The organism is Flavobacterium psychroterrae (genome assembly GCF_018380615.1).
Lineage (GTDB): Bacteria > Bacteroidota > Bacteroidia > Flavobacteriales > Flavobacteriaceae > Flavobacterium > Flavobacterium psychroterrae.
Genome location: NZ_JAGYVZ010000008.1, coordinates 80,652 through 105,388 on the forward strand (window position 1 = coordinate 80,652; position 24,737 = coordinate 105,388).

Below are 24,737 nucleotides of genomic sequence, written 5' to 3' on the forward strand. Positions count from 1 at the left end.
ACAAGATGAAAGCAAATAAAATAATCTTATATATATTTTTCGCCGTGCTTTTTGCAAGTTGCGAAAATGAATTAGACATTGATCCTAAACAAACCGAAGATGCTTCGATCACATTAAGTACAGAAGCCGGAATAACCAATATACTTACCGGAACGTATGCACTGGCAGCAAATGGAAATGCGTATGGAGGAAGAATTTTAGTCTACGCCGATTTATTAGGAGTTACTGGCTCACTAAACACTACAGATCTTAGATGGAGAGGAACTTTTGGCGAATTGCGCCAAATGTATATCAAGAATATGCAATCTGACAATGTGATTATCGAAGGCACGTATTCAAGATGTTACGAGATAATTAATGCCGCAAATACGGTAATTGAAAACGTAGATAAAGTAAAAGACCCAACAAAACAAGCCACTATGATTGGTGAAGCCAGCTTTTTAAGATCATTAGCTTATTTTGATTTGGTTCGCTTTTTTGCAAAACCGTACGTTAGCGGTCAGCCAAATACGCAATTGGGAATTGTGATTAGACCCAATGCAATTTATAATTTTAATGTAGATCTTTCAAAAGAAAGAAGCACTGTTGACGAAGTTTATAAAGTGATTATCGATGGCTTAAATACTGCCTACACAAATTTGCCTGATGAAAATAGTTTTTATGCTGATAAATATGCCGCAAAGGCATTATTAGCAAGAGTTTATCTGCAACAAGGTAATTATGCTCAAGCGAGAGATGCTGCAAATGATGTTATTGAAAATAGCGGACACGGATTATCAACAACTTATGCGGGCGCTTTTAATCATGACACAGACCAGACCGAAGATATCTTTTCGATACAAATCACAAAACAAACCGGATTAAATGATGCCAATACTTTTTATGAATCTGAAAGTAATGGAGGTCGTGGTGGAGATTTTTCTATCAGAGATCATTATCTAGAAAAATTCAGCGATCCGGATGACAGAGCAAATTTCAACTACGAAAATGATGCAAACGGCAGAATATTAACGTCTAAATTTACAAATCAATTTGCCAATATTGGACTTATTCGTTTAGCAGAGATGTATTTAATCAGAGCTGAAGCCAATTTTATCGAAGGAACAGCTATTGGAAATACTCCGCTTGACGATATTAATATTATCAGAACAAGAGCGAATGCAGATAATTTAGCGGCAGTTACAATTGATGATATTTTACTGGAACGAGAATTAGAACTGGGAATGGAAGGATTTTTAATTCATGATATTAAAAGGACAAAACGTTCCATTGATATTAGTGAAGATGGAGACGAATCTGATTTGCTCCTTTATGATGCCAATAATCTTATATTCCCTATTCCGTTAAGTGAAACTGATGCGAACAAAAAAATTACTCAGAATCCTGGATATAGTAATTAAGAAATAACCTAAAAAATAAAAAGCCATTCCGATCTTAACGGAATGGCTTTTTTTCTTTAAGAAATTGAATTTATATTAATGCTTCAACAGCTGGCGACATTACTTGTGAATCGATCACAGACAAAGTAAGTTGGTCAGAATATCCTAAGAAAAAGGTATCCAATATTTCCTGAAATACAGGATGAGCTCCTTCAACCTGAGAAAACAAAGTCATTGAAGAACATAATTTACGAGCTCCTAAATCTCCTAAAATACCTTCGGCAGATTTTCTTTTAAAAGTCAATAAAAGTTGTGAAATCTCAATTAAATGTTTGGCTAAAATAGGATGATTAAGATATTCTTTAGCTTCATTAAGATCAGCAATTGCATAATATTTTGAAATATTACTTGTTCCTAATCCTTTTATTTGCGGAAAAATAAACCACATCCAGTGTGTTTCTTTCTTTCCTTTTTTAATTTCAGCAATAGCAGTCAGATAAAGTTTATTCTGCGCATCTAAAAAACGTGTTATATCATTATTTGAGTAAGCCATTATTATTAGAGTTGTATTTATAAAAATTAATAAAACTGTGTTTGTTGTGTTTTGCCTTTATTTGAAATTAAATAATCCATTTTTTCGAATCGATTTTATTTCGCTTTTATTCCTTTTTTAAAGACATTTCAAAACTACTTCTCAACTCAGCAAAAAATATTATAGAATTAATTGTGTTTGTTATATAATTTAGGGAATGGGTTTTCAGTTTGCAGTCTTAGTTTATAGTTTTCAGTCTCAGTCACAGTTTTTCAGTTTCTCAACTGTGACTGAAAACTGTGACTGAAAACTGTGACTGAAAACTGTGACTGAAAACTGAAACTGAAAACTGACAAATAACAAAAAAGCTGTTCATCCCTGAACAGCTTTTTTATAGTTTTAAATAATTTAAAAAATTAATCTCTGAAATCGTTTAATGATTTCTCGATAATTTCAAGACACTCGTGAATTTGAGCTTCCGTCATTACTAATGGCGGTGCCAATCTAATTTTATTACCGTGAGTTGGTTTTGCTAATAATCCGTTATCTCTAAATTTCAGGCAAATTTCCCATGCAAGATCTGAATCTTCTCCACAATTAATTACAATGGCATTTAATAAACCTTTTCCGCGAACTAGTGTAATTAGATTATTTCTTTCTGCAATTTCGTTTAAACCTTTTCTTAAAATGATTCCCAAACGTTCTGCATTTTCAGCCAGATTTTCCTCTTTAATTACTTCAAGTGCAGCAATTGCAACAGCCGCAGCAACAGGATTTCCGCCAAAAGTTGATCCGTGTTGACCTGGTTTAATCACATTCATAATTTCGTTATTGCACAAAACAGCCGAAACCGGATAAACTCCGCCAGAAATTGCTTTACCTAAAATTAAAATATCGGGCTGAACATTTTCATGATGAACCGCTAATAATTTTCCGGTACGAGCAATTCCCGTTTGAACTTCATCAGCAATAAACAACACATTATGTTTTTCACACAATGCTTTTGCTTTCGCCAAATATCCTTCAGATGGGACATAAACTCCTGCTTCTCCCTGAATTGGTTCAACCAAAAATCCAGCTATATTTTTTGATGATTCTAAAGCTTTTTCAAGAGCTTCAAGATTATCATATTCAATTTTTATAAATCCTTCTGTAAAAGGTCCGAAGTTTTTGCGGGCGCTTTCATCATTAGAAAATGAAATAATTGTCGTCGTTCTTCCGTGAAAATTATTCTCGCAAACAATAACCTGCGCCTGATTCTCCGGAATACCTTTTACTTCATAAGCCCATTTTCTACATACTTTAAGCGCAGTTTCAACAGCTTCCGCTCCGGTATTCATTGGTAAAACTTTATCAAAACCAAAATACTTCGTCACAAACTCTTCATAATCACCTAATTTATCATTATAAAAAGCACGTGAAGTCAAGGTCAGTTTTTGCGACTGATCAATCATTGCTTTCACAATTTTTGGGTGGCAATGTCCTTGATTTACAGCAGAATAAGCGGATAAAAAATCATAATATTTTTTTCCGTCTACATCCCAAACATATACACCTTCTCCTCTTTCTAACACAACAGGAAGTGGATGATAATTATGAGCTCCGTATTTATTTTCTTTTTCAATCAAAACTTCTGATTTTGACGAAAGGGATTTTTCAGTTTGAATCATGATATGTGTATTTAAAGTGCAAAAGTATTAAAAATTATTATATATAAGACTAAATTATATATTTTTGACTTTTAAAATGATTTTTAAAAGTCAAAAACACCAAATAATCAATTAAAAATAATAAATTCAACTTTAATGAAATATAGATTTTTTGATGTTTATTTAAAAATAATTACTTTTATAAATTGTGAAATTTTTCGGTTGAATTGGTGTAGTCCCTACGGGACAAAATTATGTGGGGGTATTTGATTTTTTTCTACCAACATTTAATTCCTAACGGAATATTTTAGAATTAAATGTTGAGAATGTTGTACGGCAAATTTTGATAACAGAATCGAAAAACAAAATATGCATATTTTACAAAAAAAATATCCATTAACGAAAAATATTCCGTTAGGAATTAAATGTTGGTAGATAAATGAATTACCGATTTAGTAAAATGTTCCGTAGGAACTATACATTTTCACCAAGAAAAATCATTAAATTACAACACAATTTAAACGAATAAATAAATTTGCCAAAAATATTCCGTTAGGAATTAAATGTTGGTAATAAGTTAAGAAAAAATTAATAATGTTATGCCGAATAAATCTCTCGTCAAATCGCAGAAGTTTGTCATTTCTACGGAGGAGACCCTAGCGATATCGAACAGACAAAGTAAATAACACGAGAAACTTCGTACCTAAATTTGCCAATCTTTGTCGACTAAGTTATGTGATTTCTCCTCCGTCGAAATGACAATATTGTGTTTAAACTTTGCGTCTTAGCGCCTTTGCGAGATTAATTTTATTTTCTAAAAGCTTAACTTAATGACATATCCTTTAGGAAATACATATATAAAAACATTAAATCACCACACAATTATAAAGAATGGAAATATTAGACGAATTTGATATTAGCATCATAAAAGAATTAGAAAAAGATGGAAGAATGGCTTTCTCTGCAATTGCTGCTAATTTAAAAATATCAAACACTATGGTGCATCAGCGCATTAATCGAATGATTGATCAAGGCGTTATTAGTGGAATTAAACCTATTATTCAGGAAAAGAAAATTGGTTATGACTGGGCTTCGTTTACCGGAATCACCTTAAATAAAGATTCTGATTCTGACCGAATTATCGAGGCTTTAAAAGATATTCCTGAAATTACTGAATGTTATTTTGTAACGGGTTCCTTCACATTATACATTAAAATCATTGCAACAAATCACGAACATATGCGACGAATTCTTTACGAAAAAATCGACAGTATTCCTGGCATTGCAAAAACCGATTCGATTATTGAATTAGGTTGTGCTTTTAAGCGAAATATTACATTGTAAATATAATTTGAACACATAGAAACATAGTTTTTAGCACTTAAAAAAGGCGTTTAGCTTAAAATAAAACGCATAGCTATGTGATAAATCATGATTTTTTTGAAACCTTTTTAGATTAAATCTTAAGTCTATGTTTCTATTTGCTTATTTTTTTTGACCAATAATTTTAAATTAATCAATCTTACTATATGAAGAATAACTTTATTTTCAGATTTTCTTTTTCTAAAATTATAATCCTTGTATTGATATTGATTAGTAGTTTTTTAAATGCCCAAACTCCAAAAGGAAAACTATTTATTATTGGTGGCGGAAATCGCTCTGATGAATTAATGAAACAAGTTTTAAGCATTGCCGAGTTGTCTAAAAAAGATTATATCTTGGTTTTACCCATGTCAAGCGAGCAACCGGATAGTTCGTTTATATTTTTTAAAACTCAAATGGTAAAATTAACGTTAAACCCAATTGTGATGCTTAATTTTAATCGTGAAACCACTCAAAACAAAACTTTAGCAGATTCTGTACAAAAAGCAAAACTCATTTTTATAACTGGCGGCGATCAGGTTCGGTTTATGAATTTGGTTCAAAATACTCCCGTAAAAACAGCGATACAAAAAGCTTATGAAAACGGAAGCACAATTTCCGGAACTAGCGCGGGAGCAGCTGTAATGTCAGAGAAAATGATCACAGGAAATCAGAAATTACAAAAACAATATTCGGGAACTTTTGACAATATCCGGTATGATAATCTGGAAACATCTGAAGGTTTAGGGCTTATAAAAACCGCTATTATTGATCAGCATTTTTTAAAGAGAAATCGTTACAATCGGTTGCTTTCTGCTTTAGTTGAATTTCCTGCTTTAACCGGAATTGGAATCGATGAAAGTACTGCAATTATCGTACGAAACAATCAAATTGAAGTTGCCGGAGAAAGCGAAGTAATTGTCGTTAAAAACCCAAAAGGAATTCTGAAAGCCAATAATAATAATTTAGTTTCGATCGAAAATCTTCAAATGAGTATTTATACCGCTGGACAAAAATTTAATATCAAATAAACATGTTCGATTACAAAATATTAAAACTAACGCTTTTTGTTTGTTGCATTAATTTTCAGATATCTGCACAAAAAACAAATGTAAAAGAAGTCAATCGTTTAGAGAAATTAGCGCAGCAAGTTTCAATAATTCGGGATAAATGGGGAATTCCGCATGTTTATGGAAAAACCGATGCCGATGCAGTTTTCGGATTATTATATGCGCAATGTGAAGACGATTTTAAACGAATTGAAATGAATTATATTGAAAAACTTGGTCGCCTTTCAGAAATAAAAGGACAATCGGTTTTATACAATGATTTAGAAATTCGTCTTTTAATTGATACCGAAGAAGCAAAATCAGATTATAAAAAAGCACCGCTTTGGCTCAAAAAACTTTTAAACAGTTACGCCGATGCGATTAACTTTTATTTATACAAACATCCGGAAATAAAACCGGTACTTTTAACGCATTTTGAACCGTGGTTTCCGTTGCTTTGGACAGATGGAAGTATTGGTGCCATAAGTACTGCTGATCTTTCGACCGGAGAATTAAAAGCTTTTTATTCCGGAAATAATGATAAAGTCGCATATGTAGAAAGAGAAAAAAATGTTCAGACAGGCTCAAATGGTTTCGCTTTTGCGCCTTCAAAAACAGCTGATGGAAATGCCATTTTATACATTAATCCGCATACTACTTTTTACTTTAGACCCGAAGTTCAAATTACAAGTGACGAAGGTTTAAATGTTTACGGAGCCGTAACCTGGGGTCAATTTTTTATTTACCAGGGTTTTAATGAAAATTGCGGATGGATGCATACCTCATCAAATGTAGATGTTGCCGATATATACGCTGAAAAAATCACAAACAAAAACGGAAAATTATTTTATGAATTCGATAAAAAACTTTTACCAGTTATCGAAAAAGAAATCACGATAAATTATACAGAAAACGGGAAATTAATTCCGAAGAAATTCAAAACGTATTTTACCAATAACGGACCAATCATGGCAAAACGTGATGGAAAATGGATTAGTTTAAAATCGAATAATCGTTCTATGACCAGTTTGATTCAGAGTTGGGTCAGAACAAAATCTACCAGTTTTGATGAGTATAAAAAAGCGATGGATTTAAAAGCGAATACCTCTAATAATACGGTTTACGCAGACAGCAAAGGAAATATTGCCTATTGGCATGGCAATTTTATCCCGATAAGAGATAAAACTTTGAATTGGTCAAAAGTTATTGACGGCTCAATTTCATCAACACAATGGCAAGGTTTGCATGAAGTTAACGAAACGGTTCATATTTATAATCCGGTAAATGGCTGGTTGCAAAACTGTAATTCGACACCCTATTCTATCGCTGGAGAAAATAGTCCAAAAAGAGAAAATTACTTGCCTTATATGGCACCGGATGGTGAAAACTTTAGAGGAATTAATGCAGTTCGGATTTTTAGTAAAGGAGAAAAATATACTTTAGACAAAGTAATCGCGGATGGTTATGATACTAAATTATCAATTTTTGAAATTTTGATTCCGAGTTTAATTACTGCTTTCGAAAAAAACATTAAATCCACAGATCCGGAATATGGGGAATTAATTGAACCAATTTCTATTTTAAAAAATTGGGATTATTATGCCAAAGAAAATTCGGTGGCAACCACATTAGCAGTTGAATGGGCGTATAAATTAGATCCAATTATCTTAAAAGCATATATTGATGAAGGGGAATTAGATCAGGTTGAAAACACTAAAAAATTTGCTAAAAACGCAACTGTAAAACAATTAATTCCACAATTACAAGAAGTTATAAAAGATTTAAATTTAAAATGGGGAACATGGAAAATAGCCTGGGGAGAAATAAACCGTTTCCAGCGTTCCAGCGGCGATATCGATTTGAAATATGACGATTCTCAACCTAGTTTACCAATTGCTTTTGGTCCGGGTTCCTGGGGAAGTTTGCCTTCTTTTAAAAGCAATTATCAAAACGGCTCAAAAAAGCGTTACGGGTATAATGGCAATAGTTTTGTTTGTGCGGTAGAATTTGGTCCAAAAATAAAAGCCAAATCATTATTAGCAGGCGGAAATAGCGGCGATTTAAATTCAAAACATTTTACAGATCAGGCAGAAATGTATCAAAAAGGACAATTTAAAGATGTTTTATTTTATAAGGAAGATGTAATTAAAAATGCTGAAAAAACATATCATCCCGGTGAATAATTTTTAGCTTATAAATAACCCCGAAACCTCGCAAGAAATATATTTTGAGGTTTTTTTCTAACATAATATTTCTGATATTTGTTTAAAATTGTATTACTATGAAAAATTCGGCTCTACTTCTATTTGCTACCATATTGTTTTCTAACACTATAAGTGCACAATTAAAAACTGTAAAATATACTGACGGTGCTCAGGCATTAAACGGTTTGTTTGTAAAATCAGCTAAAAAAAGCAGTCAAAATCCTGGTATTTTACTTTTACCGGCATGGCTTGGAATTGACAAAGCCTCAAAAGATATTGCCGAAAATTTATCTAAACTAGGTTATAATGTTTTCATCGCTGACATTTATGGCGAAGGAAATTACCCAACAAATACTACCGAAGCCGGAAAACAAGCCGGATATTACAAAAAAAATCACGAAATCTATCAAAAACGTATTAACGCAGCTTTGCAGGAATTAGTAAAATATGGAGCAAATGCTGATAATATTGTAGCTATTGGATATTGTTTTGGAGGAACGGGAGTTCTTGAAGCAGCCCGCGGACATTTGAATGTAAAAGGTGTGGCGTCCTTTCATGGTGGTTTAGGCAAAGATGCTGCTCGTCCTGTTGAACCAATTACTGCTAAAGTTTTAGTTTGCCATGGTGCTGATGATCCGTTTGAATCTAAGGAAGAAATTACTGCCTTTCAACAAGAAATGCGTGATTCTAAAGCTGATTGGCAAATGATTTATTATGCAAATTCAGTGCATTCTTTTACAAATCCTGAAGCTGGAAACGACAATTCAAAAGGTGCAGCGTATAACGCAGTTGCAGCAAAAAGATCATTTGAGCATTTGCAGCTTTTCCTGAATGAGGTTTTGAAAAAATAATAGCCCACAGATTTGACGGATTAAAATGATTGACGCAGATTTTTAAATTAAGATTCGTGCTAATTCTTGCAATTCGTGGCAAAAATAATAGCCCACAGATTTGACGGATTAAACTGATTGACGCAGATTTTTAAATTAAAATTCGTGCTAATTCGTGGAATTCGTGGCAAAAAGCATAGCCCACAGATGCAACGGATTAAACAGATTGACACAGATTTTTAAATTAAAATTCGTGCTAATTCGTGAAATTCGTGGCGAAAAAATAGCCAACAAAATTCAATACATTACTAATTCTACATATTTACCAACTTATATTACACAATGAAAAAAATTATAATTCTATTAATAATCGGTTCTGCTTTTTCATGCAAAAACACACAGTCGGTTGTATCAAAAGACAATTCAGATCCAAGTAAATACATCAAATTAATTTCTGAAAAAGATTTAAAAACAATGTTATACGTTGTTGCTTCTGACGAAATGGAAGGCCGCGAAACTGGATCTAAAGGTCAAAAGAAAGCGGGTCTTTATATGATCGAACAATACAAAAAAAGCGGCGTTTCGTTTCCTAAAGGCGCAACTGATTATTACCAGCATATTCCTGCTGCTTTCCTGAACGCAAAACGTAATGAGAATTTACCGGATTCTGAGAATATCTGGGCGTATATTGAAGGTTCTGAAAAACCTGATGAAGTATTAGTAATTTCTGCTCATTACGATCACGTAGGAATTAAAAAAGGAGAAGTTTATAACGGAGCTGATGATGATGGTTCCGGAACTGTAGCGGTAATAGAAATGGCAAAAGCATTTGCAAAAGCCAAAAAAGACGGACACGGACCAAAACGTTCTATCCTTTTCCTGCATGTAACTGGCGAAGAACACGGTTTACACGGGTCACGTTATTATTCTGAAAATCCATTATTTACTATTGCCAATACTATTGCCGATATTAATATTGATATGATTGGTCGTCGCGATGTTGAACATGCACAAACAAACAACTATGTATATGTAATTGGTGCTGACAGATTATCAACAGATTTACACAATATTGTGGTTGCACAAAATGAAAAATACACTAAAATAGATTTAGATTTTAAATTCAATGATCCTAAAGATCCGAATCATTTCTATGAGCGTTCTGATCATTACAATTTTGCGAAATTCGGAATTCCTGCCGTTTTCTTCTTCAACGGAGTTCACGAAGATTATCACCAAAAAGGTGACGAACCTCAGAAAATTGAATATGATGCTTTAACTAAAAGAACTCAATTAGCATTTTCTGTTGCCTGGGATTTAGCAAATAGAGAAAACAGACCGGTAGTTGATAAAAAATAAGGTTCTGAGTTACTAAGGTTCTAAGTTGCTAAGGTTCTGAGTTTTTTAAAGAGCACACAGTAGTGCGTCTTTTGCTGAGTATAGATATTTGAATCAGAATAATTTTGCGGGACTTCGACTTCGCTCATTCTGACAACATTGCAAAGATCTTTAGTTATTAAAGTAAAAAAAAATGAACACAAAATAATCCATAATAGTTTACAGGATATTCAAAAAACAAAGAAGGGATGAGTTTTTAACTCATCCCTTCTTATATATTATAGATTCCAAAAGAAAACCTTAGAAACTTAGTCACTCAGCAACTTAGAACCTCCCTCTAGTCATTCATAGAAATCAAAAACTCTTCGTTGTTTCTGGTTTTCTTGAAACGTTCGTTTACAAAATCCATAGATTCTACAGGATTCATATCTGATAGATATTTACGCATAATCCACATTCTTTGCAATGTTTTTTCGTCTAATAATAAATCGTCACGACGTGTGCTTGACGAAGTAAGATCAATTGCAGGGAAAATACGTTTGTTTGCAATTTTACGATCTAATTGTAACTCCATGTTTCCTGTACCTTTAAATTCTTCAAAGATAACCTCATCCATTTTAGAACCTGTTTCTGTCAATGCAGTTGCAATGATACTTAGTGAACCACCGTTTTCTACATTTCTTGCCGCTCCAAAGAAACGTTTTGGTTTTTGTAACGCATTAGCATCAACACCACCACTTAAAACTTTTCCTGATGCAGGCTGAACTGTATTGTAAGCTCTTGCTAAACGTGTAATCGAATCTAACAGGATTACCACATCATGACCACATTCTACCAAACGTTTTGCTTTTTCAAGCACGATATTAGCAATTTTTACGTGTTCTTGTGGTTCTCTGTCAAAAGTAGAAGCAATAACCTCTCCACGAACGCTTCGTTGCATATCAGTAACCTCTTCAGGACGCTCATCGATCAAAAGAACAATAAGATAAACTTCAGGATGATTTGCTGCGATGGCGTTTGCAATGTCTTTTAATAACATTGTTTTACCCGTTTTTGGTTGTGCGACTATCATACCACGTTGTCCTTTCCCGATAGGAGAAAATAAATCGATAATACGAGTTGAAACTGAACTTCCTTTTTCGGCTAATTTGAATTTTTCTGAAGGAAAAACTGGTGTCAGGTGCTCAAAAGAAACTCTGTCGCGAACAACTTGCGGATCGTGACCATTAATTTTAAGTACGCGAACTAATGGGAAAAATTTCTCGCCTTCTTTAGGAGGACGAACCACTCCTTTTACAGTATCTCCAGTTTTAAGACCAAATAATCTGATTTGTGAAGTTGATAAATAAATATCATCCGGAGAGGCTAAATAATTATAATCTGATGAACGTAAAAAACCATAACCATCCGGCATCATTTCAAGAACACCTTCACTTTCGATAATTCCGTCAAATTCAAAATCTGAATCTCTGAAATTATTCTTTTTATTTTTATGATTTGGATTTTGATTCCCGTTACTCACATTTCCATTTGTGTTTCCGTTTGGATTTGGATTCTGATTTGGATTTGGATTCGCGTTTTGGTTGGGATTCTGGTTTGGATTTTTATTTTGGTTCGGATTTACCTTTTTTATTAAAACTGGTGCTTCTGTTTTTTCAGCAGTTGAAGTTTCTGCTACAGCTTCACCTTCCTGAACAGGTTCTTTTACGGCTTCTTTTTCTTTTTGCAAAGCGACTTTTTTCTCGTAAGCTGATTTGTTAAATTTTACGATTTTCGGTCCTTTTTTCTCTACTGACTCATTTTCTGAAGTTTCCTGAACTTCTGTAGATTCAGTTGTTGCATCTTCTGTAATTTCCTTTGCTTCTGCAACTGCCTTAATTACTGGCGCTTGTTTAGTTTTAGGAGTTATTTTTGATGCCGGAGTTTGTTTTACAGCTACCGGAGTTTCTATTTTTTCTGGAGTTTCTTCTATTGAATCAAATTCTAATACTGGAGCATTTTTACTGATAGCCGCTTTTTTTACAGGAACAATTCTTGCTCTTTTAGGCTTATCATCAACATTTTCTGTTTCAGTTACAGCACCACTAGGTAATGGCGCTACAGTTGTTTCCTGATGTGCTAAAATCTGGCTGATTAACGCCTCTTTTTTGACACCATTAAACTTTATAGTTTTAGCTAACTTAGCTATTTCTTGAAGCTCAGAAAGCTTCATTTCTTTTAATGCAGAAATATCAAACATGAATGTTCTATGAATTTAATTATTTTAACGGAAATACTGTAAAAAGAATAGGTAGATATTTTTTTTCAATTGACCGCAGTATGAAGTGCTTACGGTATTATGATGCAATAATACGAATAAATTTTAATCATACAATAGTATTTTAAAAAAAGAAAATATATTTTTGTAAAACAATTTTAGACCATGATACAACGAATTCAGACCGTATATTTAATTCTTACCTTTTTAATTACAGGCGTGCTAGTGTTTTTTATTCCGCTTTGGACATTAAATAACGGAAAGAATTTTTATTTTATGCAAGATCAATTTTACACCATCTTGTTCGGATTAAGTACTATGTTAACTATCATAAGTATTATTTCATACAAAAAAAGACAAAATCAGTTTGTAATGGGCAGACTGAACATAATATTAAATTTAATTTTATTAGGATTGTTTGTATATCGTTCTCTAAATTTATCTGGAGAAACACTTGCTGTTTCAGAGAAAGGTATTGGGATGTTTCTACCAATTGTTGCTATCGTATTATTAGTATTAGCTAATAAGGCCATCAAGAAGGATGAAGATCTCGTAAAATCTGTAGATCGTTTGAGGTAAACCTATAAACTTAAATTTTTTGTGCGAAGAGAACCCGAATTTTATAATTCGGGTTTTTTTGTGTCGTATTTTCCCCCGATTTTTTACAGAACCGTTAAAACAAGCATTAAAATAAATTTTGTAAGATATTTTTCATAATTTTACCGCTTAAGTTCCACAACAATCATGACACAAAAAATAAGGATACATCTTGCTGATGATCATCAAGTACTTATAGATGGTCTTACCAATTTGCTGCAAACTGTAGATAACTTTGAGGTGGTTGGCAACTCATTAGATGGCACTACTGTTTATGATGATGTTAGTAATAACAATGCCGATATTTTAGTTTTAGATATTAGCATGCCAAAAAAAGATGGTATCGACGTATTAAAAGACTTTAGCGAAAAAAAATTCCCTTGCAAAGTGATTATATTATCGAGTTATGATGATTTAAAAATTGTAAAAGAAGTAATGAAATTAGGCGCTAAAGGATATCTCACAAAAAAATGCGCCGGCGAAAACATCATAGAAGCCATAGACGCTATTTATCAGGGGCAGGAATATTTTTGCGATGCTATAAGAGATAAAATCTTTAATAGCTTCATGCATAACAATCCTAAATTAAATAAAAACGATTACGTCAAAAATCCTATTTTAAGCACTCGTGAAATCGAAATTATTAAATTGATTGCACTTGAATATAGTGGCAAACAAATAAGCGAAGAACTTTTTATTAGTATGCATACTGTTGAAACACACCGAAAAAACATCATGAAAAAATTAAACATCACAACCACAATTGGTCTTGTAAAATATGCGCTAAAAAACGACTTAATAAATCCTTAGCAATATTTTAAAATCAAAATCTATTCAATAATCACAATTGATTTATGCGCTTAATAAAAGTTTTAATATTGTTCTTTTTTTTATTTTCTATAAACGAAAACTCATTATTTAGTCAGCAAAAATTAGCTTTAGCTACGCAGCAATCCAATAATGAAACTCAGAAAAAAGAGATTCCCGACGTTAGGAAATTCGAACAATTAAAGAGCAGGGAAATTGTTAGCTTATGTATTATTCTTACTATAATGGTATGCTTTTTATTCTACTACTTTTATGAGAATACCAGGCTTAAACAAAAAATTAAGAGAAAAGATACCAAACAAAAAATATTTCTCAATATTATCAACGCAGGAATTGATACTCAGGAAATCGAACGTAAAAAAATCGCCTCTTTTTTACATGATAATATCAACTCACTATTATCATCTGTAGGTTTGCATTTGAATACTTTTACAGCACAAAATAATGTAAAATCAGAAGAAATCCAGAAAGCGAAAGCTATTTTACAAGAAGCCCACGACCTCTTACGTGATATGTCACACGACTTGGTTCCAACTCTTTTAGTACGTTTTGGTTTAATTTATGCTTTGGAAGATTTATGCGAAAGAAATTCTAATTCCAATACTAATTTTGAATTTTCAAGTAAAATTTTAACTGATAAAAGATACGGTGAAAAATTTGAAATGAAGGTTTATTTTATCGTTTCAGAATTATTCAGCAATATTATAAAACATAGCGGGGCAAAAAAAGCTACAATCTCACTACATGAAAAAGAGAATCAGCTTATGATTATTATTCAGGATGACGGACAGGGTTTTAAAACCGAAAAATTAGATGAATCTGAAGGTTTTGGTTTAAACCGAATCAGGGCAAGAATCAAAAAATATAAAGGGAGCATGGCAATTGATTCCAATCCTAATAAAGGAACTTCGATTAAAATTAAAATTCCCTTACCTCATTAAAATACAATTATTTCTTGCCGATTTCGACTATTTCCAAATCTTTTATTTTATCATCATCAATTACAAATCGCAACATGGTTCGTACCTGATGAAATCCGCTTTTTCCAGCCGCACCGGGATTCATATGCAGTAAATTATTCTTTTTATCAAAAATTACTTTTAAGATATGTGAATGTCCGCAAATGAATAATTTAGGCGGATTCAAAGCCATTTCTTCCCTTATTGCCGGATTATATTTCCCGGGATAACCTCCAATATGAGTAATCCAAACCGAAACATTTTCGCATAAAAATCTATTATGCAAAGGAAATTCCAATCGTGCTTGTGCATCATCGATATTTCCGTAAACACAACGTAAAGGTTTTAGTTTTTTAATAGTATCAGTAACATTCAGATCTCCAATATCTCCGGCATGCCAAACTTCATCGGCTTGATTTACATATTTTAAGATAGTATCATCAATATGACTGTGAGTATCGGAAAGGAGGAGGATTTTTTTCAATTTCTTTTAAGGTGCAAAGGTTCAGAGTTGCAAAGGTACAAAGGTTTTTTTTAAGGTTCCAAGATTCTGAGTTACTAAGGTTCTGAGTTTTTTTTCTAGAGATGGATCGCTTTGTTCCCTTTTTTTGTTACGGAGGTTTGATAAAATCTTCTCATTTTGTTCGTTCGCGAAACCCGACAGGTTTTTAAAACCTGTTGGATTTACTATACGCAAATATTGGGATTTCTCTCCCTTCTGTGAGACGCACTGCTGTACGCCTCTACGATATGGCATGTCAAAATTTACTGTCCCTTTGAACCTTTGTTCCTTTGAACCTCTAAACCTTTGTTCCCTTAAACCTATAAAGAAAACTCAGCATCTTAGCCCTTCCGAACCTTAGTAACTTCAAAAAAAACCTTTGTTACCTTAAAACCTATAAAGAAACTCAGCATCTTAGCCCCTCAGAACCTTAGTAACTTCAAAAAAAACCTTTGTTCCCTTAAAACCTATAAAGAAAACTCAGCATCTTAGCCCCTCAGAACCTTAGTAACTTCAAAAAAAACCTTTGTTCCCTTAAAACCTATAAAGAAAACTCAGCATCTTAGCCCTTCAGAACCTTAGTAACTTCAAAAAAACCTTTGTACCTTTGCTCTTTAGAACCTCTGCACCTTAAAATGAGATATTTTATTCAATTCGCATATAACGGAACCCATTATCATGGCTGGCAATTTCAGCCCAATGCATCTTCTGTTCAGGAAACTATAAACAAAGCGCTTTCTGTTTTATTGAATGCTACTATAAATGTTATGGGTGCCGGAAGAACAGATACGGGCGTTCATGCGCAGGAAATGTATGGTCATTTTGATTTTGAAACTCCGATTGATGTCGTCAATTTAATTCACAAACTGAATTCGTATTTGCCAAAAGACATTGCGATTTTTGATATTATTTTGGTTCACGACGATGCGCATTGCAGATTTGACGCAACGAAAAGAACGTATGAATACCACATTAACACTGTTAAAAATCCATTTTTGCAGGAATTGAGTTGGTATTTTAACCAAAAATTAGACGTAGCTTTGATGAATGAAGCTGCCGGAATCTTACTGAATCATACGGATTTTCAGTGTTTCTCAAAAGTAAATACAGATGTCAACACATTTGACTGCACGATTTTTGAGGCATATTGGAAACAGGAAAATAATAAGCTTGTTTTTACTATTTCGGCAAATAGGTTTTTACGGAACATGGTTCGGTCAATTGTGGGTACTTTGGTAAACATAGGGTTGCATAAAATTTCTCTAACCGATTTTGAAAATATCATCGCAAGTAAAAGCAGAGAAAAAGCCGGGTTTTCGGTTCCGGCGCACGGATTATATTTAACCGAAATTAATTACGATTACATCATAAAATAGCCCTGATTGAAGTGAAAAGCTTTTTTGAAAAAAATATAGTTTTTGTGTTTTTATAGAGCGACCAGCGGAAGCTTTATAAAAACAGTACAAAAACATATTTTTGAGAAAAACTTGTAACGGAAAGCAGGAAATAGCTCCAAAAAAAATAAATGAAAGCAAAAGCATTTGATACCGGATTATTCAAACGAATTTTAACTTATACTAAACCTTATAAATGGCGCTACTACGGCGTTATACTTTTTGCAGTTTCCCTTTCGATTTTTGCAGCACTTCGCCCCTATTTATTAAAACAGACGGTCGACGGCTATATCAAGACCCACGACAAAGAAGGCTTATTGATGTACATAGTTTTAATGGGCATTGTGCTTATTTGTGAAGTTTTCTCTCAGTTTTATTTTGTGTATTGGGCAAACTGGCTGGGTCAGGATATTGTAAAGGATATCAGAACGAAACTTTTTAAGCATATTTTGAGTTTCAGGATGAAGTATTTTGATTTGGTTCCGGTGGGGCAATTGGTAACCAGATCAGTATCAGACATTGAATCTATTGCACGTATTTTTAGTCAGGGTCTGTTTATGATTATAAGCGACTTGATGAAAATGATGGTGGTATTGATTTTTATGTTTTATATGAACTGGAAATTAACCTGGATTGTAGTTGTTGCCATGCCAATTTTGGTATTTATTACCCGAATATTTCAGCGTAAAATGCAGGTTGCTTTTGAAGAGGTTCGTACACAAATTGCCAATATGAACTCCTTTGTTCAGGAACGTGTTACGGGAATGAAGATTGTGCAGCTTTTTAATCGTGAGAAAATTGAAGCCGAAAACTTTAAAGAAATCAACAACAAACACAGAGTTGCGTGGATTAAAACGATTTTATACAACTCGATCTTTTTCCCAATTGCTGATATTATTTCGTCGATTACTTTAGGATTGGTGGTGGTTTATGGTGGATTTAAAATCCTGAACGGAGATCACTTCACGACTTTTGGAGATTTGTTTTCATACACAATGTTTATTGGGATGTTGTTTAATCCGCTGCGTCAGATTGCGGATAAGTTCAACGAGATGCAATTAGGAATGATTGCTGCCAATCGTGTTTTTGATATTATTGATACACAAGATCATATTCAGGATACGGGAACGCTTGAAGCTCCGGTTTTTGACGGAAGTATCGAATTTGAAGCGGTTCGTTTTAGTTATATTCCAGAGGAAGAAGTGATTAAAGGAATTGATTTATCTGTAGCTTCGGGACAAACAATTGCTATTGTAGGTTCTACAGGCGCAGGAAAGTCGACTATTATTAATTTACTGAATCGTTTTTACGAGATCAATAGCGGAACTATTTTTATTGACGGCCAAAACATTGAAAATTATACTTTAGCATCTTTAAGAAAACAAATTGCCGTGGTTTTACAGGATGTATTTTTATTTGCCGATACTATATATAATAATATCACCTTACATAATCCTGAAATTACATGTGAGAAAGTCCTTGATGCTGCCAAAAAAATTGGCGTGCACGATTTCATTATGAGCTTGCCGGATAATTATGATTTTGATGTTAAAGAACGTGGTGTGATGCTTTCGTCAGGACAACGCCAGTTAATCGCTTTTTTACGATCATATGTAAGTAATCCTAGCATTTTGATTTTAGATGAAGCTACGTCATCAATTGATACGTATTCTGAAGAATTGATCCAGCGTGCTACGGAAACGATTACTAAAGGAAGAACTTCTATTATAATAGCACACCGTTTGGCGACGATTGTCAACGCAGATAAAATTGTGGTAATGGATAAAGGACTAATTGTAGAACAGGGAACGCATCAGGAATTACTGAATAAAGTCGATGGCTATTACAAAAACCTGTACGATTCGCAATTTTCAGTAGCTAATTAGCTTTGCGAAATTATTTATAACATTCGTTATTTAAAGCCTTACAAACACTAAAACACGATCTTTTATTATTTTTTAGTGAAAAATGAAATTCAATATAAACTCCATAAGTTTACTTGTATTCTTACAAATAAATAAGTACGTTTGAATAATAAATAATCATTTAAACAAAAACCATGAAAAAAAAATTACTTATTATTTTATTTTTAGCCTTTTCTGCTAATGCGTTCTCCATGCAACTTTTTATAAAAACTTTGACTGGAAAGACCATAACTATTGAAGCTGAATGTTGGGATACTATTGATAATATTAAGCAAAAAGTATTTGATAAAGAAGGAATTCCTGTCGACTGCCAAAGATTAATATTTGCAGGAAAACAACTTGAAGATGGTAGGACATTATGTGATTATAACATTCAAAAAGAAAGTACTATACATATGGTTTTTAGGGAGCTTCCTTGTAATTAATTGTTTCTTATAGAAGGTGACAATATGTTTGAATACATTTTAGAACTGTATTTTGCTAATTAGGTTTCAAATTCAATATAAAAACCAAAAGACACTTCTAAAAAGTGTGTAAGATTAAATAAATAGGGTTTGACTTTTAAATTAAAGTTGAACCCTTTTTTCAAATATAGTTAGCAATATCCTTTATTTGAGTTATATCAGAAAATAAAGAAAGCTTAATTGGCGATGGAAAATCTTTAAATATTAGAAAAATAACCATCAGGAAGAACGTAGATTATTATTTGCGCAAAGATCGGCGACTATAGTAAGTACAGATAAAATTGTACTCATGAATAAAGGTTTGATTGTAGAACACGAACGCATCAGGAATTACTGAATAAAGCCAATGGTTACTACAAAACCTCTACGACTCCGGTTTTATGTGGGTAACTTGATTTTCAAATGCTAAAATATTTCTTAAAAAAGTTAAATTAGCGTTATAGGAATCATAAATGTAAGATCTGAGCGAAATTATGTAACATTTAAGGAATTTGATTTTTTTATATTTGAGATATATAATCACAATTTAAAAGAATATGCCACAAAATAGATTCTATCCTAACGAACAGTTTAAAGAAATAGAAATAAATGCATCATTGCAACTTAGATATGCAATTTCAAATAAAGGCCGATTAATAAGCTTTTCTGATGAAATTCAAAACGGACGTATCCTGAAAGGCGGTTTGAGTGATGGTTATCCAACTTTTAGATTTAAGGTAAAAAATGACGATAAAATTGTCAATAAATATCTTTTTTTATACAAATTAGTTGCGCAATATTTTATTCCTAAAACATCTGAAGAACAAACTTATGTACTTCATTTAGATTACAACCGCAGCAATGACGATGTGAACAATTTACGTTGGGCGACAAAAGCCGAAATGATGGCGCACAGTCGTAAAAGCCCGCGCGTGATTCAGGCAAAAAAGAACCTGATCGAACACAACTTAAAAGCCGACGGACGAAAATTAACCACTACAAAAGTGATGTTAATCAAAAAAATACTTTCAAGACCGGAACAAACAACACGCCTAAAAATGATCGCAAAACAATTTGGCGTAAGCGAAATGCAAATCAGACGTATTGCCAGCGGTGAAAACTGGGGACACGTAAAAGTCTAATTATTAATTGTGAATTATTAATTATTAATGTCACTTTGAGCGAAGTCGGAGATCTTTTCCATACGAAAAGTTTTTCGACTTTGTTTATTTTTGATAAACTTAACTTTTATTTAGCCCCAGATTATACAGACTAACACAGATTTTTTAAATCATTTTAATCTTTAGAATCTCGGCTATTATTTTATCTATTAACTTACTGCTTATCGTTTATTATTTTAATTTAGATTTCACTTAAAAATCTAAATTTTCAATTCATAATTCACAATTTACCATTAACAATTTCTCTAATCTCTGTGAAAAGATCAAAATCAAGATGGGTAAAAATAAAATTTCAGGTATTTTTTAAAATAAATCCTTAAATTCGCAATCACAAATAACAAAGAATAATCGGGAAATGAGTTTCGGAATCAAACTTCATTTTCGGTATTAAATACTAAAAACCAAAAAAATGAAATACGACATTATTGTTTTAGGAAGTGGTCCTGGCGGATATGTAACAGCTATTAGAGCTTCACAATTAGGCTTTAAAGTAGCTGTAGTTGAAAAAGAAAACTTAGGTGGTGTATGTTTAAACTGGGGATGTATCCCAACAAAAGCATTATTAAAATCAGCTCAGGTTTTTGATTATCTAAAACACGCTTCTGACTACGGATTAAAAGTTTCTGAATTCGATAAAGATTTCCCTGCAGTGGTTCAACGCAGCCGTAATGTTGCTGACGGAATGAGTAAAGGAGTTCAGTTCCTGATGAAAAAAAACAAAATTGACGTTATCGAAGGCTTTGGAAAACTTAAACCAGGTAAAAAACTTGATGTTACAGACAAAGACAATAAAGTAACTGAATATAGTGCTGACCATATTATTATTGCTACAGGAGCTCGCTCTCGTGAGTTACCAAACTTACCGCAAGATGGCGTAAAAGTTATAGGCTACCGTCAGGCAATGACATTACCAACACAACCAAAATCTATGATTATTGTAGGTTCTGGAGCAATTGGGGTTGAATTTGCACATTTTTACAACTCAATGGGAACGGATGTTACTATTGTAGAATTTATGCCAAATATTGTACCTGTTGAGGACGAAGACATTTCGAAACAAATGGAGCGTTCAATGAAAAAAGCGGGAGTAAAAATCATGACCAACTCATCTGTAGAGAAAATTGATACTACAGGAACTGGTGTAAAAGCAACTGTAAAAACAGCAAAAGGAGAAGAAATTCTTGAAGCTGACATTGTACTTTCGGCAGTTGGAATCAAAACTAACATTGAAAACATAGGTCTGGAAGAAGTTGGAATCGCTGTTGACAGAGATAAAATCTTAGTTAACGCTTACAACGCAACTAATATCCCTGGTTACTACGCAATTGGAGATGTTACTCCGGGACAAGCTTTGGCTCACGTAGCTTCGGCAGAAGGAATTAACTGTGTTGAAAAAATTGCTGGTTTACACGTAGACCCAATCGATTACGGAAACGTTCCTGGTTGTACTTATGCAACTCCAGAAATTGCATCTGTAGGTTTAACAGAGAAACAAGCTAAGGAAAAAGGATACGAATTGAAAATTGGTAAATTCCCATTCTCAGCTTCAGGAAAAGCAAAAGCTGCCGGTGCGGCTGACGGATTCGTAAAAGTAATCTTTGATGCTAAATACGGAGAATGGTTAGGATGCCACATGATTGGTGCTGGTGTTACAGATATGATTGCTGAAGCAGTTGTAGCACGTAAACTAGAAACTACAGGTCATGAAATCCTTAAATCAATTCACCCTCACCCAACAATGAGCGAGGCTGTTATGGAAGCTGTAGCTGATGCTTACGGCGAAGTAATTCACTTGTAAAACATATTTGTAAAAACGTAACTTTTGCATTTTACAGGTTATATATAATTTTCAATCTAAAAAATCCGATTTGTGAAAGCAAGTCGGATTTTTTTTGACCTGTTTACGTCATAAAACATTCATAAATCCGTAAAAATTGCTTTTGTGTTTGTAGTAAAAAAATTATATTTACTTATACAAAATAATTATCCTAAAATATTAGCCATGGAAAACACACCCATATTTTTTGCCGACGGAGAAAGTCCAAAAATGATTGACGCATTCAAAAAAGCACAAGAAACTTTTAAATATTTCTGGAGAGAATTATCATGGGAATACCGCCGAATTGTTCCCGCACTTGATGTTGCGTGCGTAAAACTAGCGTTTACACAGGAAATAAATAATGATACCGTTGTAGAACATATGTGGATAAATGACATCAATTTTGATGGCGAAAAAATCAAAGGCATATTAGTAAACGATCCTGATGAATTGACAAATGTAGCTAATGGTGACTATGTTGAGATTCCGTCTAACCAAATAAGCGATTGGTTATTTGTAACTCAGGACAAAACTTATGGAGGTTTTACCATTCAGGCAATTCGATCTGAAATGAACGAAACCGAAAGAGAAGAACACGACGAAGCCTGGGGATTAAATTTTGGCGATTACAATGATATTCTGGTTGCTTATGAGCAAAAAGAAAATCCTGAAAATTTAATCGAACACCCAATGAGCCGAAACATGCAGGAAAGTCTGGTTGAATTTGTAAAGTCAAACCCAAACGAACTTACTGCACAAGATGAACTGGGATATACATTTTTACATCGTGAAGCAATTGCAGGAAACAGCACAATTGTAAAAGTATTATTAGAATCCGGCGCTGATAAAAATGCCAAAACCTACAACGATAAAACGCCTTTGGATTTTGCCAAAGAACTAAAATGGGAACATGTAATTGAAGCATTATAATGCGCTCAATTTTTTCTAACACATAGTCCCGATAGCTATCGGGACATAGATTTTATATTCTCAAAAAAAGGCGTTTCACTTATTGAAACACACATACAATCTATGCGAAAGAAATATATTTCTTTATCACACACTTTTATTCAGCATAAAAAATCTATGTATCCATGTGTTAAAATAATTTGAATCCATTTAAATCAGCAACAATAAAAAATCCGATTTGTGAGAACAATTCGGATTTTTTTATTTTAATTAGTTTCTTATATATCATTCAAATAACTGAATTTCTTTTTTTTTTAAAATAAAAATAATTCTTTGAAATGTTAAATTATGGACTTGTCATATTTTTGTATGACAACATTCTTATTTAATTGTTTGACATTTGAATCGTGCTAGATAAGTTAGAACATACGACAATGAAAGATTCAAGAAAACTAAAAATTCATACAAAATTTAAAGGTGAATATGGCAGTACAAAAATTCCGGTAATAAAATTGGAAGGTAAATGGCTTAAAAAATTTGGTTTTCACGAAGGACAAATGATCAGCGTAAAACAACAGCAAAACAAGTTGACAATAACAATCGAAAAAGAATAGAAACGATATCTTCAACTAAAATTTTATAACTTTATAACAAAATCTAAAAGTTATGAAAGAAATATGCATAGTTGAATTTCCCTCAAACTTAGGTTTAAAAGAACCGCAACCGGGCAAAGAACCAGGCGTAAAAAAATTGCCTGATTGGTTATGGAAACACAACTTACATAAAGCCATTTCACACAATATTTTACGGCTCGATCCTCCTAAATACTCTAATAGTAAGGATGTTGAAACCCAAATTCTCAACGCAAATTCATTAGTTGAATATGCCAGAGAACAAGCTTATCTAATCAACAATTTACTTACCCAAAATAAATTTCCGTTTATCCTTGGCGGAGATTGCAGCATACTTTTAGGAACAGCAATTGCATTAAAACAAAAAGGCAATTACGGATTATTTTACCTCGACGGGCATACAGATTTCATGAATATTTCATTGTCTGAAACCGGCGGCGTTGGCGGAATGGCAGCTTCAATAGTAACCGGAAACGGACACGAAAAACTAACCAATATTCTTAATTTATCGCCATATATTAAAGAAGAAAATCTTTGGTGCGTAGGAAATCGCGAATATGATGACGAATACGAAAATGAAATTAGAAATTCTTCCGCAACCTATTTAAGCCTTCATGAATTAAGGAAACAAGGCATTTCAAACTCCGTTAAATCCTTTCTTCAGGAAGTTGAAACCAAAAATCTCGACGGTTTTTGGCTTCATATCGATGTTGACGTTCTCAACGATTCAATAATGCCATGCGTAGACAGTCGAACTCCGGACGGTCTTACTTATAACGAATTCAATGAACTTACCTCCTATTTATTTCAAGGCAACAAACTTAGCGGACTTGAAATAACAATTCTTGATCCGGATTTAGACACAACCGGCGAATACACAAAAAATTTCGTAACTAATTTAACCTCAACATTCAACACATTCAAGAATACCATTAATTGATATAAAAA

The 24,737-nt window shown here is 33.1% G+C and carries 21 protein-coding genes; 17 read left to right on the forward strand and 4 right to left on the reverse strand.

The genetic code is table 11. The features are described from left to right. The first annotated feature begins 5 nt into the window (after positions 1-5). Positions 6-1,400: a RagB/SusD family nutrient uptake outer membrane protein gene (locus tag KHA90_RS10225; RefSeq protein ID WP_213298806.1), complete on the forward strand. Its 1,395-nt coding sequence runs from the start codon at positions 6-8 to the stop codon at positions 1,398-1,400. Between the two features lie 70 nt (positions 1,401-1,470). Here the strand turns inward: KHA90_RS10225 and KHA90_RS10230 are convergent, their stop codons facing one another. Both KHA90_RS10230 and rocD read right to left on the reverse strand, forming a co-directional pair. Then, positions 1,471-1,932 carry a DUF1810 domain-containing protein gene (locus KHA90_RS10230; protein ID WP_213298809.1) on the reverse strand — a complete coding sequence of 154 codons (462 nt, stop codon included), beginning with the start codon at positions 1,930-1,932 and terminating at the stop codon, positions 1,471-1,473. A 395-nt stretch (positions 1,933-2,327) separates the two neighbouring features. Beyond that, positions 2,328-3,581: an ornithine--oxo-acid transaminase gene (gene rocD, locus KHA90_RS10235; protein ID WP_213298812.1), complete on the reverse strand. Its 1,254-nt coding sequence runs from the start codon at positions 3,579-3,581 to the stop codon at positions 2,328-2,330. 870 nt (positions 3,582-4,451) lie between these two features. Here rocD and KHA90_RS10240 point away from each other — a divergent pair. From KHA90_RS10240 to KHA90_RS10260, 5 genes are all read left to right on the forward strand, one after another. After that, on the forward strand, positions 4,452-4,904 hold the full coding sequence (locus tag KHA90_RS10240; protein ID WP_213298815.1) for an Lrp/AsnC family transcriptional regulator: 453 nt from the start codon (positions 4,452-4,454) through the stop codon (positions 4,902-4,904). Between the two features lie 185 nt (positions 4,905-5,089). After that, positions 5,090-5,953, forward strand: a complete 864-nt coding sequence (locus KHA90_RS10245) for a cyanophycinase (RefSeq protein WP_213298818.1) — start codon at positions 5,090-5,092, stop codon at positions 5,951-5,953. A 2-nt stretch (positions 5,954-5,955) separates the two neighbouring features. Continuing rightward, positions 5,956-8,154 carry a penicillin acylase family protein gene (locus KHA90_RS10250; RefSeq protein WP_213298821.1) on the forward strand — a complete coding sequence of 733 codons (2,199 nt, stop codon included), beginning with the start codon at positions 5,956-5,958 and terminating at the stop codon, positions 8,152-8,154. Between the two features lie 98 nt (positions 8,155-8,252). Next, positions 8,253-9,026, forward strand: coding sequence for a dienelactone hydrolase family protein (locus KHA90_RS10255; RefSeq protein WP_213298824.1), 774 nt, complete (start codon positions 8,253-8,255; stop codon positions 9,024-9,026). A 321-nt stretch (positions 9,027-9,347) separates the two neighbouring features. Then, positions 9,348-10,364, forward strand: a complete 1,017-nt coding sequence (locus KHA90_RS10260) for a M28 family peptidase (protein WP_213298827.1) — start codon at positions 9,348-9,350, stop codon at positions 10,362-10,364. A 316-nt stretch (positions 10,365-10,680) separates the two neighbouring features. On the opposite strand, the gene rho is transcribed toward KHA90_RS10260, so the two are convergent. Further along, on the reverse strand, positions 10,681-12,582 hold the full coding sequence (gene rho, locus KHA90_RS10265) for a transcription termination factor Rho (protein WP_213298830.1): 1,902 nt from the start codon (positions 12,580-12,582) through the stop codon (positions 10,681-10,683). A 183-nt stretch (positions 12,583-12,765) separates the two neighbouring features. Between rho and KHA90_RS10270 the strand changes: the two genes are divergently transcribed. The 3 genes from KHA90_RS10270 (at position 12,766) to KHA90_RS10280 (ending at position 14,966) form a co-directional block, all read left to right on the forward strand. Further along, complete coding sequence (locus tag KHA90_RS10270; RefSeq protein ID WP_213298833.1) at positions 12,766-13,179, forward strand: DUF4293 domain-containing protein; 414 nt, start codon at positions 12,766-12,768, stop codon at positions 13,177-13,179. A 165-nt stretch (positions 13,180-13,344) separates the two neighbouring features. Beyond that, on the forward strand, positions 13,345-14,007 hold the full coding sequence (locus tag KHA90_RS10275) for a response regulator (protein ID WP_213298836.1): 663 nt from the start codon (positions 13,345-13,347) through the stop codon (positions 14,005-14,007). Between the two features lie 44 nt (positions 14,008-14,051). Then, on the forward strand, positions 14,052-14,966 hold the full coding sequence (locus KHA90_RS10280; RefSeq protein WP_213298839.1) for a sensor histidine kinase: 915 nt from the start codon (positions 14,052-14,054) through the stop codon (positions 14,964-14,966). Positions 14,967-14,973: 7 nt separating this feature from the next. Here KHA90_RS10280 and KHA90_RS10285 read toward each other — a convergent pair whose 3' ends face one another. After that, positions 14,974-15,468, reverse strand: coding sequence for a metallophosphoesterase family protein (locus KHA90_RS10285; protein WP_208684515.1), 495 nt, complete (start codon positions 15,466-15,468; stop codon positions 14,974-14,976). Between the two features lie 653 nt (positions 15,469-16,121). Between KHA90_RS10285 and truA the strand changes: the two genes are divergently transcribed. The 8 genes from truA to KHA90_RS10325 all read left to right on the forward strand — a co-directional run bounded on the left by truA (position 16,122) and on the right by KHA90_RS10325 (position 24,729). Next, positions 16,122-16,862: a tRNA pseudouridine(38-40) synthase TruA gene (truA, locus tag KHA90_RS10290; protein ID WP_213298842.1), complete on the forward strand. Its 741-nt coding sequence runs from the start codon at positions 16,122-16,124 to the stop codon at positions 16,860-16,862. A gap of 149 nt (positions 16,863-17,011) precedes the next feature. Beyond that, positions 17,012-18,766 (forward strand): ABC transporter ATP-binding protein, encoded by a 1,755-nt coding sequence (locus KHA90_RS10295; RefSeq protein WP_213298845.1) that lies wholly within the window; start codon positions 17,012-17,014, stop codon positions 18,764-18,766. A gap of 173 nt (positions 18,767-18,939) precedes the next feature. Then, complete coding sequence (locus KHA90_RS10300; protein WP_244860290.1) at positions 18,940-19,230, forward strand: ubiquitin-like protein; 291 nt, start codon at positions 18,940-18,942, stop codon at positions 19,228-19,230. A gap of 575 nt (positions 19,231-19,805) precedes the next feature. After that, positions 19,806-20,390, forward strand: a complete 585-nt coding sequence (locus tag KHA90_RS10305; RefSeq protein ID WP_213298848.1) for an NUMOD4 domain-containing protein — start codon at positions 19,806-19,808, stop codon at positions 20,388-20,390. A 448-nt stretch (positions 20,391-20,838) separates the two neighbouring features. Further along, entirely contained in the window at positions 20,839-22,227 is a 1,389-nt protein-coding gene (gene lpdA, locus KHA90_RS10310; RefSeq protein ID WP_213298851.1) for a dihydrolipoyl dehydrogenase, read from the forward strand. Positions 22,228-22,431: 204 nt separating this feature from the next. After that, entirely contained in the window at positions 22,432-23,178 is a 747-nt protein-coding gene (locus KHA90_RS10315; RefSeq protein WP_213298854.1) for a DUF2314 domain-containing protein, read from the forward strand. Positions 23,179-23,591: 413 nt separating this feature from the next. Further along, on the forward strand, positions 23,592-23,771 hold the full coding sequence (locus KHA90_RS10320) for a SymE family type I addiction module toxin (RefSeq protein WP_213298857.1): 180 nt from the start codon (positions 23,592-23,594) through the stop codon (positions 23,769-23,771). A gap of 52 nt (positions 23,772-23,823) precedes the next feature. Beyond that, positions 23,824-24,729: an arginase family protein gene (locus KHA90_RS10325; protein WP_213298860.1), complete on the forward strand. Its 906-nt coding sequence runs from the start codon at positions 23,824-23,826 to the stop codon at positions 24,727-24,729. The last annotated feature ends 8 nt before the right edge of the window (positions 24,730-24,737 follow it).

Excerpts from the sequence above, each read along its gene's own strand:
- truA (WP_213298842.1), top strand. The coding sequence starts at position 16,122 with ATGAGATATTTTATTCAATTCGCATATAACGGAACCCATTATCATGGC.
- KHA90_RS10320 (WP_213298857.1), top strand. The coding sequence starts at position 23,592 with ATGAAAGATTCAAGAAAACTAAAAATTCATACAAAATTTAAAGGTGAA.
- KHA90_RS10305 (WP_213298848.1), top strand. The coding sequence starts at position 19,806 with ATGCCACAAAATAGATTCTATCCTAACGAACAGTTTAAAGAAATAGAA.
- KHA90_RS10260 (WP_213298827.1), top strand. The coding sequence starts at position 9,348 with ATGAAAAAAATTATAATTCTATTAATAATCGGTTCTGCTTTTTCATGC.
- rho (WP_213298830.1), bottom strand. The coding sequence starts at position 12,582 with ATGTTTGATATTTCTGCATTAAAAGAAATGAAGCTTTCTGAGCTTCAA.
- KHA90_RS10280 (WP_213298839.1), top strand. The coding sequence starts at position 14,052 with ATGCGCTTAATAAAAGTTTTAATATTGTTCTTTTTTTTATTTTCTATA.
- rocD (WP_213298812.1), bottom strand. The coding sequence starts at position 3,581 with ATGATTCAAACTGAAAAATCCCTTTCGTCAAAATCAGAAGTTTTGATT.
- KHA90_RS10275 (WP_213298836.1), top strand. The coding sequence starts at position 13,345 with ATGACACAAAAAATAAGGATACATCTTGCTGATGATCATCAAGTACTT.
- KHA90_RS10315 (WP_213298854.1), top strand. The coding sequence starts at position 22,432 with ATGGAAAACACACCCATATTTTTTGCCGACGGAGAAAGTCCAAAAATG.
- KHA90_RS10250 (WP_213298821.1), top strand. The coding sequence starts at position 5,956 with ATGTTCGATTACAAAATATTAAAACTAACGCTTTTTGTTTGTTGCATT.
- KHA90_RS10225 (WP_213298806.1), top strand. The coding sequence starts at position 6 with ATGAAAGCAAATAAAATAATCTTATATATATTTTTCGCCGTGCTTTTT.
- KHA90_RS10230 (WP_213298809.1), bottom strand. The coding sequence starts at position 1,932 with ATGGCTTACTCAAATAATGATATAACACGTTTTTTAGATGCGCAGAAT.
- KHA90_RS10240 (WP_213298815.1), top strand. The coding sequence starts at position 4,452 with ATGGAAATATTAGACGAATTTGATATTAGCATCATAAAAGAATTAGAA.
- lpdA (WP_213298851.1), top strand. The coding sequence starts at position 20,839 with ATGAAATACGACATTATTGTTTTAGGAAGTGGTCCTGGCGGATATGTA.
- KHA90_RS10300 (WP_244860290.1), top strand. The coding sequence starts at position 18,940 with ATGAAAAAAAAATTACTTATTATTTTATTTTTAGCCTTTTCTGCTAAT.
- KHA90_RS10270 (WP_213298833.1), top strand. The coding sequence starts at position 12,766 with ATGATACAACGAATTCAGACCGTATATTTAATTCTTACCTTTTTAATT.
- KHA90_RS10245 (WP_213298818.1), top strand. The coding sequence starts at position 5,090 with ATGAAGAATAACTTTATTTTCAGATTTTCTTTTTCTAAAATTATAATC.
- KHA90_RS10325 (WP_213298860.1), top strand. The coding sequence starts at position 23,824 with ATGAAAGAAATATGCATAGTTGAATTTCCCTCAAACTTAGGTTTAAAA.
- KHA90_RS10255 (WP_213298824.1), top strand. The coding sequence starts at position 8,253 with ATGAAAAATTCGGCTCTACTTCTATTTGCTACCATATTGTTTTCTAAC.
- KHA90_RS10295 (WP_213298845.1), top strand. The coding sequence starts at position 17,012 with ATGAAAGCAAAAGCATTTGATACCGGATTATTCAAACGAATTTTAACT.